Raw genomic sequence first — 15,715 nt, forward strand, 5'->3', positions numbered from 1 at the left:
ACTTGCTCTATCAGCCCGGCCTTTGTTTGGAGCCGGCAGCGTTCCGGATTTGCCCGATCTCTCCGATGGTTTCGATCGTTATATCCCTGTCGATCTCCTCCGCCGCCAGCACCGGAATGCGGCAGTTGTGGTGGATCATCAGCGTCTGGGTGAGCAGGCGCCACTCGCCCGGCACGATGATGATGGGATCGTATCCCCGCTCGTTGGCGTCCTCGAGAGCCTGCCTGGCTTTCTCGGCCAGCAGGCGCAGCCTTTCGGCTATCTCGATCTTCTCGGTCGCTCCAGCGGCGTCATAGGAGCGGATGAAGTGGTCCCATTCGGCGGGAAGCACCAGCGCCGGCAGCAATCCGCGCCGGTCGAGAAGCCCGAAGGCGATCTGCTTGACCAGCGCGGCGCGCGCCATTTCGGCCAGGGCATCCGGCGCGTGATCGGTGCCGGCGTGCAGCATCACTTCCAGCAGTCCGCGCGGCTGGGAAAGCGTCACGCCGGAATCCAGCAGGCGTCTGACGACCGCGACCGTCAGCATCAGCGGCACCTGGGTGGCGACGTCGATCGCCAGTTTGCCGAGACGCGGTTCGAGGCTGCCCAGCCATTGTGCCGCGTCGTCGACGCTGAACAGGGCGCCGATATGGCGGCGGACGATGCGCACGATGTCGTCGGCAATCTGTTCGGCCGTCCGTTCGGGACCGCAGCTGACGAGACCGGCGGGCACGTTTTCGACCTGAAGGTGGATCAGATCCTCGGCCATGCGGGGATCGGCGTTGAACGTCGGCACCGTCACGGAGACGCCGACGGCGCGCGCCGCCATGCGGATCCGCCCGTCCAGCATTTCGCCGAGTCGCATCGCCTCAAGCCGCGCCAGCGTTTCCACCGCGACGGTGGCGATGACGGGATCGCCATATTTCGTCCTGTCGAGCGGATAGGAATTGGCGCTTTCCACGGCATTTGCCGATCCGGCCGCGGCTGGGCCGGCGCGCCGGCGATGCACCATGAAGGCAAGGCCCGCCAGACACAGGCCGATCGCGCCGAGCACGCCTGTGGGAAATCCCGGCACGAAGCCCGCGCAGATCGTCAGCGCCGCCGCAATCGCCAATGCACGGGGCTCCCGGAAGAGTTCGCGGCCGATATCGCTGCCGAGACTGCCGTTGCCGTCATCGGACACGCGGGTCACGACGATACCGGCCGAGACTGCCATCAGAATGGACGGAATCTGCGACACCAGACCGTCGCCGATCGACAGCAGCGTATAGAGATGGGCGGCCTCGGCGAAGCTCAGGCCCTTCTGGAAGATACCGATCGCCAGGCCGCCGATGAGATTGACGGCGACGATCACCAATCCTGCGACCGCATCGCCCTTGACGAAGCGCATCGCGCCGTCCATCGCCCCGAAGAACTGGCTCTCCTGTTCGAGGCGCGACCGGCGCTTCTGCGCGGCTTCCGTGGTGATATGGCCGTTACGCAGGTCGCTGTCGATGGCGAGCTGCTTGCCGGGCATGGCGTCGAGCGTGAAACGCGCGCCGACCTCGGCGATGCGCTCGGCGCCCTTCGTCACCACGATGAACTGCACCAGCGCCACGATCAGGAAAATGATCAGCCCGACGACGACATTTCCCGCAACGACGAAATCGCCGAAGGCCATGATGATCTCGCCGGCATCGGCGTCCGCCAGCACGAGCCGGGTCGAGGAAATCGTCAAGGCCAGGCGGAACAGCGTGCCGATCAGAATGACCGCGGGAAAGGTCGAGATTTCAAGCACGCTCTTCAGATAGGTCGTGGTGATCAGCACCACGAAAGCGAAGGAGAGATTGAAAGCGATCAGCACGTCCAGAACGATTGTCGGAAGCGGCAGCACCAGCATCGTCACGACGGAGGCGAAAAACACCGCAAGCAGCATATCGGTGCGTTGCGCAAGCATGGCGATGGCGGATGACCTTACCTTCATGATCCGGCTTCCGACGCCATCGCCTATTCTTGTTCGCTGCTGGAAATTTCGGCGAGCTTCGGCTCGGCACTGCCGGCGGGGCGAAATTGACCGTATCGTCCTCACTGTCGCGGGAAACGGTCATCTGGTCTTTGCCGATCTCCTTGATCCGCCAGCCGCTCGAAACGACATCGCCTTCCTCGTAGCGGCGGCCGTCGGAGCCGATGATGAATCTGACGGGCGTATAGCCGGCGGCGGCGACGAAGCCGTCGAGACCGGAAGAGAGGGCGGTGAGATCGACGATGGAAACGGAACCGCGCCGGCTCATCGAGGCGATGATGCTGCGCAGCTTGGCCTTGTCGGGCAGGCAGAGAGGGCGCGATCCTTCGCCGATGCGAATCTCGTCGGCGGTGGCGACGATGCTCAGATCTTGGGGAAGCTGAGCCATACGAATGACCTGGCGGATTTCGGCAGCAATTGCCGCCGATGACGGCGCCGGTTCCGGCGCGGCGGAAACCCTGACGAGCGGGGCTTCGTGAGCCGGCGCATCGCTGTTGTAAAGCCCGGCCAGCAAAAGCAACGCCGCCAGCCCGAGAAGGCCGGCAGCCGCAATCCGGCGTGGCGCGAACCGCACGCGCCCGGCGCCGAGACCTTCGAGTTCGCAGGCCGTGCCGTCGAAGGAGATGGTCTGCCTCTTCGTAAGGGTCATCGTCCGATCGCGTGGGATGGAACGACCGTTGATCACGACGTCATCCCGCAGCGCGGTCAACGACACCGTGTCGGAGCCGCGGGAGCGCTGCAAACTGATGGTAAAGGCGGGTTCTGGTTTGGCGCCGAGGATGATCAGGTCGCAATCGGCGCTGCCGCCGACCACCTGCCGCTCCGCCGTCAGCGGCAGATTGGAGCTGCGCCCGGCACGCGTGATGCGCAAGACCGGTCCGCCGCTGCCTGACGCAGCGTTGCCGGCGTTACCTCTGAATGTCGGCGAAGAGGAATCTAGATCCATAACCATCTTGTTCCCGAACCGTCCGTCGAGCGGCTTTTATTGTCTTCGAGAGCGGGGAAGCGAGACGGGCGAACCCGTCTCGCCATTGTTTCAATCAGCCTGGGCCGATCTTCTTGATGGCGTTTGCGACGCCGTTGATCTTGGTGATTTCGGTTGCAACCTTCAGGCTCTGCTCGGTCGCTTCGTTCTGGGCCGACTTGAAGGCGGAAATCGCCGAGCCGATGCCCGCATCAAGTGTCGAAGTACTAGCCATGTCTTGAACTCCTTGCATGGTTTTGGCGGCCAGAGCCTTGCAGAATTCAAGATCGAATTCAATAGCTTATGTTAAAAAGTTATTAATTCGCGATATGTACAACAAATGCGCGAAATGGATATCCGTCCTGTTCCCAGCGGACCGATGATCTGCAACAGTAGATCAGATAATTATTAATAGATTGGATTTCGCAGCCCTGCCTTCATTCGTTCATTAGTTGTCGGGCGATATCCGGATCGTGAGGTAAACTCAGATGTTTGCGCGTTTTGTTTACATGGCCGCTATCGGACTGCTGGCCTCCTTTCCTCCACCGGCCGGCGCCAGCGAGCGGGAGGTGCGCCTGGATGTCGTCTCCCTGCCGCTTGGCGATGTCGTCCAGACGCTGTCCTTCATGTCCGGCATCCCGGTCACGACAGTCGGGACGCTGAGCGGCAAGGTCGAGCACTGGTCCGTCCGGGAAAGCGGAGCCAAGGCCTTTGTCAAGCTTGGCGATGCCAGCAATCTCTTCGTCGCCTATGACGGCAGCCGCATCATCATCGCGCCGAAGCAGGAGGTCTCCACCGTTGTCCTCGATCGCGGCGGCCGCAGCTGGAAGACCGAGCAAAACGCCATTCGCGCGCTGTTCCCGCTGCTGCCGGACGATGCGCTGCGTGAAGATCCCGCCAGCGGCTTGGTGCTGGTGCGCGGGCCCGCCGTCTTCACCAAGGCCGTCGAAGACGTGCTGAGCCGGCAGCAAGCCGACAGCATCAAGGTCATCAAGGGCGGCCAGCTGGAAATCCTGACGACGAACAACGGTGCCTGAGCGGCTGATATGAAGGCGTTGAAATCTCTCAGGCAGTTGCTGCAGATCCGCAGCCTGCGGGCGGACAATCTTCCCGCAGCCTCTCCGAGGCGCGGGCGGATGCCGAAAGCGCGCGGGAGCGGGAAACGAAAGCCTCCGAAGCGCTCGACATCGCGGCAAGCCGGGCCGCCGGCAATCCTGTCGTCGACGTATTGCGCAAGAGTGGTGTCATCGCCGCCGCCGAGCTTCAGGACGCGCTGATGCGACAATCCGTATTGCGCAGCCATGAAGCCGATGCCGGCCTATCGCTTGCGCAACACAAAGCCGCCCGGCGCGCCGCGCAAGAGCGGGCAGAACACGTCGCCGCCGATTTTTCGCGAGCACAGAAGGCGGTATTGCGCGTCGAATTTTCGCTTGAAGCAGCGGAGAAAATCGACCGGTAGGGAGCTAAGAACCAGCAGATGAACCAACCGGCTTCTGTTCTTCCATCTCTTCATCGACAATCGAGCTGACGAGGGCAACGACCCGGCTGCGCACACGCGGAGAAAGGAGCAAAACGTCGTCTATCAGACGCCGTCCCTCCGCCGTGGAAATGTAGGCAATCTTCTCATCGATCTCTGTTATGATTTGCTGGCCCTGAGTGGTTTCGGGATCTGGAAGACCTTCGAAAAACCTCGAAACAGGGATCTTGAGGCAATTGGCAAGCTCGTAGAGCATCGAAGCGCTGACGCGGTTCTTACCGCTTTCATATTTTTGTACCTGCTGCAAACTGACCCCGATGCCGGCGCCGAGATCCCCTAGGGATACATTCGACTGCATTCGGCGGATACGGATTTGCTGTCCGACATGCCGATCAACTGGATGCACCAACTCGCGCGCTACATTCGACTGTTCGGCTTGCGCAGGCCTCGAAGTCCGGACCTGTGCTGCTGCATAGCGCTTCATGGTGGACACCCCGATGGAGAGTTTCACGCGGTGCGCCCCCGCTGAAAACTCGCTAAACCCACTGATCGGGGAGTTGGAAACCGTACACGACGGTCCTGTGGCCTTTAGTTCCGAGGAACCTGGACATACGCCACAGGCTCCTCGACCGAAGGTCAAGGAGTGTGATGCCGTTACGGCCGGCATCAACCACGTGTAGGGGTTTCCACACCCCAGGGCAGCGCGTACTGCCCTATCGAAAAAGATAGCGGGAATCCGCCCGCTGCGCAACCGAATTCTTTACAAGATTCAATAGCTTCGCTTTACGCTCGGACACTTGCCTCAAAAGCGAGAGGTCACGCTTCGGGCGGTAAAGTGGTCAGAAAACCAAAGGAGGTGCGATCAGCGGAACGCCCATTGCGAGGATTGTCTGCCCACTCTCCCGGAAGAGATGACGATGACACCTGGGAGAGCGCGGACGTCGTGGCGATCGAGGAGACGGACGATACCGTCACCGTACTTCTCTGGCATCTGAAATACTCGCAGGCAGTAATGGGGCGCCGGGCGGACGATCTTTACCTCGTTTGCGGTCAAGCACAGAAGGGGGTGAAGGGGACATGGAGCTTGAAGAACCTCATCAACCACCTGACCGTGAGAGAAACATCACATCTTAAGGGCCGGGCCCGTTTCATTCGAGGCAGCCTGAATGACTTGGCCACGCTTCGAAAGGCTGCCCGACGCAAGTTCATCGAGTACCGGATCGGGATTGTACAGCCGGGTCTTAACGGTGAAAACATACCCGCAGAACATCTTGCGCTTCTGGGAGCGACTGCCACTTCATACTGTCTGTCACCGGGTGTCCCCTAATGACTGTCGCGAACCGCACCGATCCAGCTTAGCTGCCGGCCACCGTCTCCAGCGGCGCTACTTTCCATGACGGCAGGGCCGCCGCGAACTGTCACGGCCTTCTTGGGGCTTTCGATATCGAAATTGACGTTGTAGCGGTTCCACTCTGTAACAGCGGCAGAGCCGCCGACAAAATCAGGGGTAGGAATGCTCGATGTCCTGCCGATTGTTGCGGCGGGTGCATAGCTGCAGTGCAACATAGACGCTGGCTTCATGGCGCTGGCCCGAGTATTGCTATTTTCATCGAAGCGATGCTTCCTCCCGCAACGCTTCGAAGTTTAGACGGCCCACTCCTCCTCCCAAAGGGACGTCTGTGGGAACAGCGGCACTCCTCCTCCCAGGTCGCCGTTCGGTTCTTTTAGGAAAGCCTGCCGCACCTCCTCCCGCGGCAGGCTTTTCTATTTCGGGGCGATGGGCCGTCAGAGCCCGAGATCAAGTTGGGACTGGGGTCGTGCATTGCCGATCGGAGGTCGTCAGCGTTGAAAGCGTGACGCCGAGCAGCCGCACTGGCCGCTTGAATGGATAGACAGTCGCCAATCGACGGGGCATCGTTCGATGGTGTGCTCGAAGATCTTGGCTGGTTCGGCAAACGGTTCACGCCGGACATGCGCGCCGATGTGCTGCTGTTTCGAGCGGGAGACCGGCGGCTGGTTGCCGTGGATCCCAAATGGATCCCGCTTCGGCTAACGTTGCGTTTTTATAAGATCGACAGGACGCGTGTGGCAAGCAACCAAGTTTTCCTATCTCCAGCGCCGGCTGCGGGCGAGGGCCCGGTCGCGTCTTTGAAGGCCATGATGTTCGGCTGCGTCAAGAGCGCGGCCATGGTCTATGACGATCAACCCATCGTCGACCATTTCCGGCGGATCGACGCCGAGAGGATCATGGGCGCGAAATTTCGCTCTGCGCAAGTAAGGCACGAACCGTCGAGACGGCAGTTCCTAATGAGCTCATCGAAAGGTCATATCATGCTGAAATACAAGCTCTACGTACTCGTGGTAAAAGCCGACGGGAATCTCGCGATCCTCGCCGCGCTTGCCATGGTTCTTACCGCGATATGGCGCGGCGTTTTACCCATAGGAAGTTTCTACTGAAAGACTGGAGGTGCAGGATCATTCCTGCACCCTCCTCACATATCACCACGTTCGCAGTACGCGTGTCACCTATCTCTCACGCGCAACAGCGGAAACGACAAGGTCTGTCATTTGAGAGTTACCCGGAGCGCCCCACCAGTCGCAGAGGGACAGGTAGGAGAAGTCGCTCACACTGTCACCGTAGCCGATCACTGGGCGACCTGGATGCTCCGTCCGAAGCTTTTTGAGCAGAAATTGTGAGGCCACCCGTTTTGAGATCGCAGGCGGAACTAGCGCAAGGTTATTGCCGTTGTGGTGTCGAACCCAACCCCGTTTTTCTCGAATGATCGGCACAATCTCTTCAAGGCGTGAGCCGTCTCCGTCAATCTCTTTGAAGACAACATATGTCGCGAGATCAGCTTCCATCACCGACCAGCACCGGATGTGGACGCCAAGTTCCCTCGCCTTGGTCCTGCCCTCATCGAGGAGCTTATCGAAAAAGCCGGCAAGCGGCCGGAGCTCCCTTGCGACGACCTCATGCCATTCGGCGTCAGGCTTGCCGTCCTTTTTGAGGATGACGGCACCGTTCGATACGATTGAGTAGCTTTCAAACGCGATCGTAACGCGCGAAAGAGCCTCAGAGCCGCGCGCCGTAACCGGGATGGCCTCCGTGGAGACGAGCAGCCACTCGACAAAGGCAGCTTGAATCTTCGTCATATAGGAGTTGCTTCCATTAATGGATTTGGACGCCAATACCAGATCGGCTTCCGCAATCTCCGGTATCTTTTTCTTGGTTTGAAACAAGGTGTCGTCGAGGTCCACCAGAGCAATGGGCTTCATATGCGTACTCCAAAATGCGACTGGTTAAATATCTGATCGATTGCCAGATGTGAGCTTTCGCGGATTCTCCATTGGCAATGAATTTTACGATACGGAATTTGTCACATCTCAGTTTCCTTGACCTGCGCGCCGAGCTCGTAAGTAGACATACGTGGAGATTAGGAGACGTGCCGGATCAGCGTGACGGCGCGGTAGGGGGCGATCTTTCTAGGGGAGACGACATACGGGACGCCTTTGTTGTCGATCAGGTACATGAGGGCCGCGAGTTCTGGATCGGTTGGCGACGAGACGTACACCTTTTCCGGCACACGTCGCAGGATGGCTCTGGTCGCCTCCGCAATGCCCGGCTTTACTCGGTTGATGTTCGTTACGGCGTCCTCCCCCATCACCCAGGCGACGGCAGCGGCGGCGGCATCGCGATGCGCCCGGCGGGTCTCGATACTCCAGACGCTCGGGATTTCGGTTGCAATCACAGTGGAGACATCATTCCACATACCATCCACGAATGATCGGGAAATATCGTGTTCCGCGAGATTATCCCACTGGACGCAGGCGTGGAAGTCACCGGGACCGACGAGGGCAGCGTTGAGGATCGAGCGGCTGATAAGCCCGGATACGGTGCATCCTAGCATTCCGGAGGGAATAAGCCAGTCGTCGCCCGATGCGGCGAGCCATGCGCAGCCGCAGGGGTCGGCCAATACAACTAGCCGCGCAGGCCGGTCTGAGTAGTCCTTGAAGCTCTTTTCGAGTTGGTTCGCAATTGCTCCTTTGCCCGTCCAGCTATCTACGAAGACGATGCTCTCGACAGGACGCCTGGCAAGAATGTGGCGCATAGCCTCGTCGTCAACGCCCTTGTCGCGAATGATCGACAACCCGTAGTGTCCGACGTCCCGGCCGAGTAAGGCGATGGCCCTCTTGAGAAGGATGCCGAAGGGCACGCCGGCGCGGACCAAACTGACAAGGGTAATAGGACCCTCGACCGACTGCACGATCGCGAGGGCGAGGCGTGCCGTCTCGGCGCCCATGCGCGGGCCACCAGTGGCCATGGCCTTAGCAAACAGCTCCATGTATTCGCGGGTCGGGGCCATCTCGGCGGAAATCATTTCCGAGTAATGCCGCCGCCCGGATTGGATGGCCTCTTCCCTCGTGGCCGTGTCAGTAGGCTGAATATCCACTCTCTTGAGAAGGAGCGTCACGTCGTATTCGGCGTAGGAGCCTAGTGTGGCAGGGGAGGCGATGCTGTCATAGGTATCCCCCATGGGAGTGATGTCCTTAGGTAACGCGACAGCAGTGTTGTGTCGCTGTGGACTGGCGGAAATGTCCGATCGAGTGAGCCGATTTCGAAGCGGCAGACCGCATGGCCTAAGGCGGCTTCATTCACCTTCTACGTCTGAAAGGACAATGGGATCGCCCAGTGCGGACATCAGGCTGGCACAGACATTTTCCGGGCCTGTCTCCGAGCAGAGTATAATTTTCGAGTACAGCGCTGGATCGACGTTGTAGAGGTAATGTGGAACCGTTCCGCCGTAGTTGTCGGAGAACGAAAGTACTGAACCGATCGCGTGGCCTTTCGACAGGGGAGAACGCGTCACGGATGAATAGAAAACCTCAGCGCCCTCCTTTTCCAAGCGCTCCGCAAGCAGGAAGGGCTGCCACACGTGTTCGCCCGTTCCGAGTACGAGGGTAATCCCGTCATCGGCAGCGTTTGCATTGAGACCCTGCAAGTGATCGACGACGCCGAGACGCGCCCAGTCTCGAGCGACGTCGGGACAGACCTCGGGCCGCTTAGGACGGTCACAGGAAGGGACCTGCGGAGTAGCTGCCGTGAAATCCCCACGCGGAGTCCAACTGTACCGTCCGGAAACGATAGTAGCCTCACTGACTGTTCCCGTGATCTCCGCGCGGGCAGCGCCTTCTGACCAGTCGGTAAGCGTAAGTAGGACTGTGTGCTTCAGCTTCAAACGAATTTTTGCAGGAAGGGCAGCGAAGATGTTGGCAAATGTCTTACCTGTCGAAGCCTCATCGTCAACGAGTACCAAGCCGGTCGCACCATGAACCAAGTCGCGGAGCCTTGCCTCGCATGGTTCGTGCAGGAGGTGCCGCGGGGCATGGCTATGCTCTTCCTCAAATTCGCACAGCAGCGGCAGTTTAAGATCATGGCGAGTGGAGCAGATATATATTGCATCGCCGCGACCAGTGAGTTCGCGGAACCGCCGATGGACACCCGCACCAAGGCCAATGCCCGCTTCGGCTATTCCGATGAACAAAACCGGACCAGGAATATCGGCAGGAATCTGACGTGCAAGGAGGTCGAATGCATTTCCCATGACCGAAGGGCGGATCGGCAGGAATCGACCAAGAACCTTGGAAACAAACAGAAACGAGCGGTTCGGGTTGATTCGCTGCCCGAAGCCGAACATCTCGATGGGGGGTACAAGGCTTCGATCCACGTGAACCGAGATAGTGCCGTCGGCGAGTTGCGCAGAGTATGTTGAAGGATTCACCATTGCCAGCTTTCGAAAGTACGGACGTTTACCGTGGAAAAAATCCGTGCCATATGTTTCCGTGACGCCGCACGCTCATGGCGTCTCGTTGACGAGCAGGGTAGCACTTACCTCTCGAGGCTCAGAGTGCATCCGCGCCACGATATCGCAGGAGAATTCGCCGGCCCTTGGCGCGAAGGCCAGCACGGCCGAGCGCCTCCCTGGTTTCAGCTTCGTTGGGGCTAAATCCCGATCTGAGGCCTTCCTGCCCCGTCGATGCGGCTCGTGACCCATCTCCGACAAAGCGACTGGGGCGATAGAAATAGAGTTTACGTCAGTTCATCCTCGCTCTCTGCGGTGAATCAGTAGCATGAAGTGAAGCAAGGGACGTGCCACTCGGACATGCAGCACGAATGGGAGCTGAATAGGCACCAGAACTCGAATATTGCATTCCAGGTCTCACGCGGCAGATGTCCAGATTGCCGGGAAATTTCGTATTGCATCCATAACGGCTTTGGGCGACGGATTGCGGGACCTGCCATGGCAAGCGCGTGCGGTCGCGAAACCTCAGATGGCGGCGAAGCGCTGCAGTTAAGAGAGATGCTGGAGCGTATATTCGCCTAAACGCTGCTGACGTGGCGGTTGGGCCTTTGAACGGTGGACGAGATCAGCCGGGAAAAAAGGCGTAGCTTCATTGAAATCGGCAGGGTGTACCCCGCCCACTACCGGGGATCAGAGCAGGCCAGCCTTGGCCCCAACCTGCGATGATAGCAGGTGCCTGGGGCACCTCCAGCACGTCGAGGGTTCTGCATCTTCGTGTCAGCCAATAGCCGACAGTTCGCACCACGTTTGTATTCGCTTTGTCTGCTTTACGACAGACTTAAGTCTTGATGCCTGCACTCAGCCGTCGTTGTTCAGTCCCGGCATTTTCATGGAGCGGATCGAGGGTGAAACGTTCAGGCTGCGAAGTCTATGTCTTGCAGACGAACTCGTAGTGTGAGGCCCTTGAGGGTCTTGAGCCTGCGTGACCTGCCACTGAACTTTCATCCAGCGGCGATTAGAGCCTCGGCGGTTTTGAATACGCCAAGTGGCGCGGTGTGAGCAACCGGCAACGCGGATCGTGTCCCAGCACCTGGTGTAGCTGACGGTAGGGAGTAAAGCCGAGCGCCCGCGCGCTTCTCGTTGCGCTGTAGCGGGTGATCGGCTTTGCGGGCGGCCATCAGTGTTTTCCGCTAGGGTCGGGTTGTTCAAGACCAACCTGACGGAAAGATCACCGATGACCAATGACATGATGAACGTGCGTTCGCTTGTTGAGAAGAGTGCCGATGCAGATTTGTTGCGTGAGATGATTGGCTTTGCCGCCGAGCGGCTGATGGAGTTGGAGGTCGGCTCGGCCACGGGTGCTGACTTCGGTGTGAAGAACCCCATGCGGCTCACTCAACGCAATGGCTACCGTGACCGCGATTGGGAGACGCGGGCTGGCACCGTCGAGCTTCGCATTCCGAAGCTGCGCAAAGGCAGCTACTTTCCGAGCTTCCTTGAACCGCGCCGCATGGCAGAGAAAGCTCTGACGGCCGTTATCCAGGAAGCGTATATCCAGGGAATCTCGACTCGTTCTGTCGACGACCTGTGGTGGATGCGACCTATCTCAAGGTCCGGCGTGGCGGCCGCATCGTCTCAGTCGCCGTCATTATCGCGGTCGGCGTCAATAACGACGGTCGGCGCGAGGTCCTGGGTATGGAAGTTGGCACCTCGGAGGCCGAACCGATCTGGACGGAATTCCTGCGCAGGCTAACGCGCCGCGGTCTACGCGGGGTGAAGTTGGTTGTCTCTGATGCACATGAGGGCATCAAGGCCGCCGTTTCCAAGGTTCTCAATGCCACTTGGCAAAGGTGCCGGGTTCACTTCATGAGGAACGTGCTCGCGCATGCTGGAAAGAGCGGCAGGCGGGTCGTATCCGCCTTCATCGCGACGGCCTTTGCCCAGGAGACCCCGGAGGCAGCAAGCGCACAATGGCGCAGTGTCGCCGATCAAATCAGGCCGAAAGTGCCGAAGCTTGCCACCATCATGGACGACGCTGAAGAGGACGTGCTCGCCTACATGACCTTCCCCAAAGAGCACCGGGCAAAGCTGCACTCGACGAATCCAATTGAGCGTCTCAACGGCGAAATCAAGCGACGCACCGAGGTCGTCGGCATCTTTCCGAACGACGAAGCCATCGTCCGTCTCGTCGGTGCATTGCTGCTCGAACAGAATGATGAATGGGCCGTTCAACGCGCCAGGTATATGACGCTTGAGACCATGGCCCAAATGAGCGATGATCCCCAAATCAGCCTGCCCCGCTGTGATGTCGGGTCAGGAAACGAGCGGGACAGCAGGCTAATACACTGCCCGAATTGCCCCGTGTGGACGGCAAGCGTCAAGCCTTGATGCCAAATTCAAACGGATATGAGTGGGGCTTCGCAGCTGCGGCGAGGTCTCGATAGGGTCCGACAGTAAGCCCGAATGAGTGGGCACAATGGGACTGAAAGTGGGATCACTTGGTGAGCCCGTTGTTCCCGCGCGGAGTTCCCGCCGCTATTCTCGCAAATGTCGGACAGCCGCCGCCCTTTGTCGCATTTGTCGAGATCACGACAATCGGTTTGTCCCGCTCTGCTCTACGCACCCGTCAAGCCACGGAGTGGTGCCTGCTTCGCAGCTTTGAATTTGAGAGCGAGCGGGCTACGGCTCCGTCATTGCTGGGGGTCCGATAGGGAAAGCCTGTTCGAGATGCGTGCTTCTCTATCGTCGCACAGGGCGTTTTCAGCATCTTGGGCCCTCTCACCGGTCTGAACAACTGTTTCAGCTTGATCATTTGAGGTTTTCGCAACCGAACGTGCTTGCCGTGGCTGGTCGGCAAGCCGTCGCTCGAACGATCATGGAATGCGATACTAAGTTTTCCGGAATCTGGATTCCAACTGGAATGCAGGAATACGATCGGTAGTAGCGTTTTTAGCTCGCATTTTACGCTGCATTTTCGAGTGGCACGTCGCTTGCTTCATTTCTCGTGCCGCCGATTCACCGAAACTCAGAAAGAGCCAACGCAAGCTCTATGGTGGTGCGAATTGCCCACTGCTCCCGCGCCCAGACGGCGCGGAACCGGCCTAAAAGCGGCATTAATCTTGGCGAAGGACAATTCAAATCCAAGGGAGAGTAAGATGAGCATCACACGCAGACATGTCATCGTTCAGGGTGGCGTCATTGCAGCAGGCCTGCTCGCCAGCGGCCTACCGGGGACAAAAGCCTTCGCGCAGATACCGTCAATCCCTTGGCGGCGCTCACTGCAGGGCTTGGCCTGGAACGACCCGATCATCGAGACCTATCGCGACGCAGTGCGCCTTCTCAACGCCCTTCCCGCCAGCGACAAATTCAACTGGGTCAACCTCTCGAAAATTCACGGCAGCGGTGACGTCGTCAAATACTGCCCGCATGGCAACTGGTATTTCCTGCCGTGGCACAGGGCCTATACGGCTATGTACGAGCGCATCGTTCGGCACGTGACCAAGAACAACGATTTCGCTATGCCGTTCTGGGACTGGACCGACAATCCGTACCTGCCCGAAGTGTTCACAATGCAAAAGACGCCCGACGGCAAGGACAATCCACTTTATGTTTCGTCGCGCACCTGGCCAATCACGCAGCCGATGCCGGACAATATAGTTGGGCCACAGGTTCTCAACACCATCCTAACGGCGAAGCCATACGAGGTCTTCGGCACCACCCGCCCCGAGGGACAGAACTCACTCGATCCTTCCTGGGTCACCACCAGCAGCGGCACGCAGGGGGCGCTGGAATACACACCGCACAATCAGGTGCACAACAATATCGGTGGCTGGATGCCGGAAATGTCGTCGCCCCGCGATCCGATCTTCTTCATGCATCATTGCAACATCGACCGCATCTGGGCGACCTGGAATTTGCGCAACGCCAACAGCACGGATCGACTCTGGGCCGACATGCCGTTCACCGACAATTTCTACGATGTCGACGGCAACTTCTGGTCCCCGAAGGTCTCTGACCTTTATGTTCCAGAGGAACTCGGATACAATTATGGTTTCCGGACCTACTTCAAGGTCGCGGCGGCGAGCGCCAAAACGCTGGCCCTGAACGATAAACTCACGTCCGTGATCGCGGCGACGGCGACCGATGCTGCAATCGCCGGCGTGACGACCACCTCCACGGACAACAGCAAGGCGGCAACGGAAAACGTGCCGCTTTCGCTGCCGATCAAGATCCCGGCGGGCGCATTGCAGGAGATCGTCCGCCAACCGCCTCTGCCATCCGGCATGGATACAATGGATTTCGGCGCGGCACAGGAGCAGGCGGCCTCCGCTCCTCGTGTGCTGGCATTCCTGCGCGATGTCGAGATCACCAGTGCCAGCACGACCAGCGTTCGGGTGTTTCTCGGCAAGAACGACCTTAAGGCCGATACGCCCGTCACCGATCCCCATTACGTCGGTTCTTTCGCCGTTCTCGGTCATGACGGCGACCATCATCGCAAACCATCCTTCGTCCTCGATCTGACGGACGCGATCCAGCGGGTTTACGGCGGAAGGGGGCAGACGGATGGCGAGGCCATCGACCTGCAGCTCATTCCTGTCGGATCGGGAGCGGGCAAACCCGGCGCCGTAGAGCCCGCAAAGCTAGAAATAGCCATAGTGTCCGCCTAACATCCGGACTGGCTGGGTTGTGGAGACATCGATGCGCTATCATCGTTGGGTGCTTATCGCTATTCGTGCGGCGGCATTATCGATGCTGCGCATCGTCAGCCCGGTTCAAGCTAACGAGAGCGACATGCGGGCAACGACCAGTAAGCCCGCGACGATAACCATATCGAGCAGAGCAGTCCACTCATCGGTTGATACCAGTGCGCGGGTCGTCCTTACTGTCACTGGTTATGAACCGTCGACTTCAGGACCAGTGACGACGGTCGTTTCGCTTGACTGCGGCAGTAACGTTCGCGAAATTGGTAGGTTTGGTATTTTTCCGAACAAGGCGTTTTCGGTATTGGACGGGGCAAAGCCTCAACGATTTGGGTTTCCCTTGCCCGATGACCCGTCTTGCCGTCAGCCACAGACCGTCATTATCCGGCTGGAGCCTCAAACAGGCGGCGGTTCGGGCGCCAGCATCACTATCAGCGACGCTAGCATTGAATAGATTGGCAGTCGGGGCTGATTTGCCGCTAGCTCCAGAACCTTGGCGGCAATGAAAGTCCGCCGGATAAAATAGAGGGTTTTGATAGGTTGTTGTGACAAAGGTCCAACGCGCAGCGCCTATCGTGGTCAACAGTTTACAGTCTTGCCGCTGCATTCGGCGACTGATGGTCGTCTGCAAGCAGGCAAAGGTTTTTGGCCGACCCGAGACTAGGCTCAAGATAAAGTCGCTCTTAAAGGCATTGAACCAACGACGCGTTCCTAGATCAGTAAAGTGACTCTTCAACCACTTCAGATGCTTGCGCGGAGTCTGTCCGAAAGCTGCATTGACTTCGCACGCGG

12 protein-coding genes and 4 pseudogenes are annotated in these 15,715 nt (G+C 59.0%); 7 read left to right on the forward strand and 9 right to left on the reverse strand.

The genetic code is table 11. The features are described from left to right. Positions 1 to 10 precede the first annotated feature (10 nt). From MHI61_RS00340 to MHI61_RS00350, 3 genes are all read right to left on the reverse strand, one after another. Positions 11 to 1,858 carry a flagellar biosynthesis protein FlhA gene (locus MHI61_RS00340; RefSeq protein ID WP_239789258.1) on the reverse strand — a complete coding sequence of 616 codons (1,848 nt, stop codon included), beginning with the start codon at positions 1,856 to 1,858 and terminating at the stop codon, positions 11 to 13. Next, positions 1,749 to 2,852: a hypothetical protein gene (locus tag MHI61_RS00345; protein WP_239789241.1), complete on the reverse strand. Its 1,104-nt coding sequence runs from the start codon at positions 2,850 to 2,852 to the stop codon at positions 1,749 to 1,751. Before MHI61_RS00345 ends, MHI61_RS00340 begins: the two co-directional genes overlap by 110 nt. A gap of 169 nt (positions 2,853 to 3,021) precedes the next feature. Beyond that, positions 3,022 to 3,180 (reverse strand): hypothetical protein, encoded by a 159-nt coding sequence (locus MHI61_RS00350; RefSeq protein WP_004672595.1) that lies wholly within the window; start codon positions 3,178 to 3,180, stop codon positions 3,022 to 3,024. 253 nt (positions 3,181 to 3,433) lie between these two features. Between MHI61_RS00350 and MHI61_RS00355 the strand changes: the two genes are divergently transcribed. Both MHI61_RS00355 and MHI61_RS00360 read left to right on the forward strand, forming a co-directional pair. Beyond that, positions 3,434 to 3,982, forward strand: coding sequence for a hypothetical protein (locus tag MHI61_RS00355; RefSeq protein ID WP_008534289.1), 549 nt, complete (start codon positions 3,434 to 3,436; stop codon positions 3,980 to 3,982). 191 nt (positions 3,983 to 4,173) lie between these two features. Next, a complete protein-coding gene (locus tag MHI61_RS00360) occupies positions 4,174 to 4,404 on the forward strand; it encodes a hypothetical protein (RefSeq protein ID WP_239789242.1) in 231 nt (76 codons plus the stop codon). A 4-nt stretch (positions 4,405 to 4,408) separates the two neighbouring features. Here the strand turns inward: MHI61_RS00360 and MHI61_RS00365 are convergent, their stop codons facing one another. Then, the gene (locus MHI61_RS00365) at positions 4,409 to 4,906 is read right to left on the reverse strand and encodes a helix-turn-helix transcriptional regulator (protein WP_029875506.1); all 498 of its coding nucleotides are present in this window, start codon (positions 4,904 to 4,906) and stop codon (positions 4,409 to 4,411) included. A 459-nt stretch (positions 4,907 to 5,365) separates the two neighbouring features. On the opposite strand from MHI61_RS00365, the gene MHI61_RS00370 reads away from it, so the two are divergent. After that, a complete protein-coding gene (locus tag MHI61_RS00370) occupies positions 5,366 to 5,749 on the forward strand; it encodes a hypothetical protein (protein WP_008534295.1) in 384 nt (127 codons plus the stop codon). A 458-nt stretch (positions 5,750 to 6,207) separates the two neighbouring features. Here MHI61_RS00370 and MHI61_RS00375 read toward each other — a convergent pair. After that, positions 6,208 to 6,325: pseudogene (locus MHI61_RS00375) on the reverse strand (DNA polymerase IV); the annotation flags it as partial. Positions 6,326 to 6,339: 14 nt separating this feature from the next. Between MHI61_RS00375 and MHI61_RS32695 the strand changes: the two are divergent. Further along, positions 6,340 to 6,678, forward strand: a pseudogene (locus tag MHI61_RS32695) (DUF4334 domain-containing protein); the annotation flags it as partial. 270 nt (positions 6,679 to 6,948) lie between these two features. Here MHI61_RS32695 and MHI61_RS00385 read toward each other — a convergent pair. The 4 genes and pseudogenes from MHI61_RS00385 to MHI61_RS00400 form a co-directional block, all read right to left on the reverse strand. Beyond that, positions 6,949 to 7,698, reverse strand: a complete 750-nt coding sequence (locus MHI61_RS00385) for a hypothetical protein (protein WP_004675991.1) — start codon at positions 7,696 to 7,698, stop codon at positions 6,949 to 6,951. Between the two features lie 158 nt (positions 7,699 to 7,856). Beyond that, the gene (locus MHI61_RS00390) at positions 7,857 to 8,957 is read right to left on the reverse strand and encodes a cysteine protease StiP domain-containing protein (protein WP_004675992.1); all 1,101 of its coding nucleotides are present in this window, start codon (positions 8,955 to 8,957) and stop codon (positions 7,857 to 7,859) included. A 114-nt stretch (positions 8,958 to 9,071) separates the two neighbouring features. After that, positions 9,072 to 10,205, reverse strand: a complete 1,134-nt coding sequence (locus MHI61_RS00395; protein ID WP_011053330.1) for a phosphoribosyltransferase domain-containing protein — start codon at positions 10,203 to 10,205, stop codon at positions 9,072 to 9,074. An 876-nt stretch (positions 10,206 to 11,081) separates the two neighbouring features. Further along, a pseudogene (locus tag MHI61_RS00400) lies at positions 11,082 to 11,206 on the reverse strand (IS481 family transposase); the annotation flags it as partial. A 251-nt stretch (positions 11,207 to 11,457) separates the two neighbouring features. Between MHI61_RS00400 and MHI61_RS00405 the strand changes: the two are divergent. The 3 genes and pseudogenes from MHI61_RS00405 (at position 11,458) to MHI61_RS00415 (ending at position 15,377) form a co-directional block, all read left to right on the forward strand. Next, a pseudogene (locus MHI61_RS00405) lies at positions 11,458 to 12,611 on the forward strand (IS256 family transposase). A gap of 449 nt (positions 12,612 to 13,060) precedes the next feature. Beyond that, complete coding sequence (locus MHI61_RS00410; RefSeq protein ID WP_011053333.1) at positions 13,061 to 14,890, forward strand: tyrosinase family protein; 1,830 nt, start codon at positions 13,061 to 13,063, stop codon at positions 14,888 to 14,890. Between the two features lie 31 nt (positions 14,891 to 14,921). Next, positions 14,922 to 15,377 (forward strand): hypothetical protein, encoded by a 456-nt coding sequence (locus MHI61_RS00415; protein WP_011053334.1) that lies wholly within the window; start codon positions 14,922 to 14,924, stop codon positions 15,375 to 15,377. The last annotated feature ends 338 nt before the right edge of the window (positions 15,378 to 15,715 follow it).

The sequence above is a fragment of the Rhizobium sp. K102 genome (assembly GCF_022385315.1).
Lineage (GTDB): Bacteria > Pseudomonadota > Alphaproteobacteria > Rhizobiales > Rhizobiaceae > Rhizobium > Rhizobium croatiense.

Excerpts from the sequence above, each read along its gene's own strand:
- MHI61_RS00340 (WP_239789258.1), bottom strand. The coding sequence starts at position 1,858 with ATGCTGGTGCTGCCGCTTCCGACAATCGTTCTGGACGTGCTGATCGCT.
- MHI61_RS00350 (WP_004672595.1), bottom strand. The coding sequence starts at position 3,180 with ATGGCTAGTACTTCGACACTTGATGCGGGCATCGGCTCGGCGATTTCC.
- MHI61_RS00355 (WP_008534289.1), top strand. The coding sequence starts at position 3,434 with ATGTTTGCGCGTTTTGTTTACATGGCCGCTATCGGACTGCTGGCCTCC.
- MHI61_RS00365 (WP_029875506.1), bottom strand. The coding sequence starts at position 4,906 with ATGAAGCGCTATGCAGCAGCACAGGTCCGGACTTCGAGGCCTGCGCAA.
- MHI61_RS00385 (WP_004675991.1), bottom strand. The coding sequence starts at position 7,698 with ATGAAGCCCATTGCTCTGGTGGACCTCGACGACACCTTGTTTCAAACC.
- MHI61_RS00390 (WP_004675992.1), bottom strand. The coding sequence starts at position 8,957 with ATGGGGGATACCTATGACAGCATCGCCTCCCCTGCCACACTAGGCTCC.
- MHI61_RS00395 (WP_011053330.1), bottom strand. The coding sequence starts at position 10,205 with ATGGTGAATCCTTCAACATACTCTGCGCAACTCGCCGACGGCACTATC.
- MHI61_RS00415 (WP_011053334.1), top strand. The coding sequence starts at position 14,922 with ATGCGCTATCATCGTTGGGTGCTTATCGCTATTCGTGCGGCGGCATTA.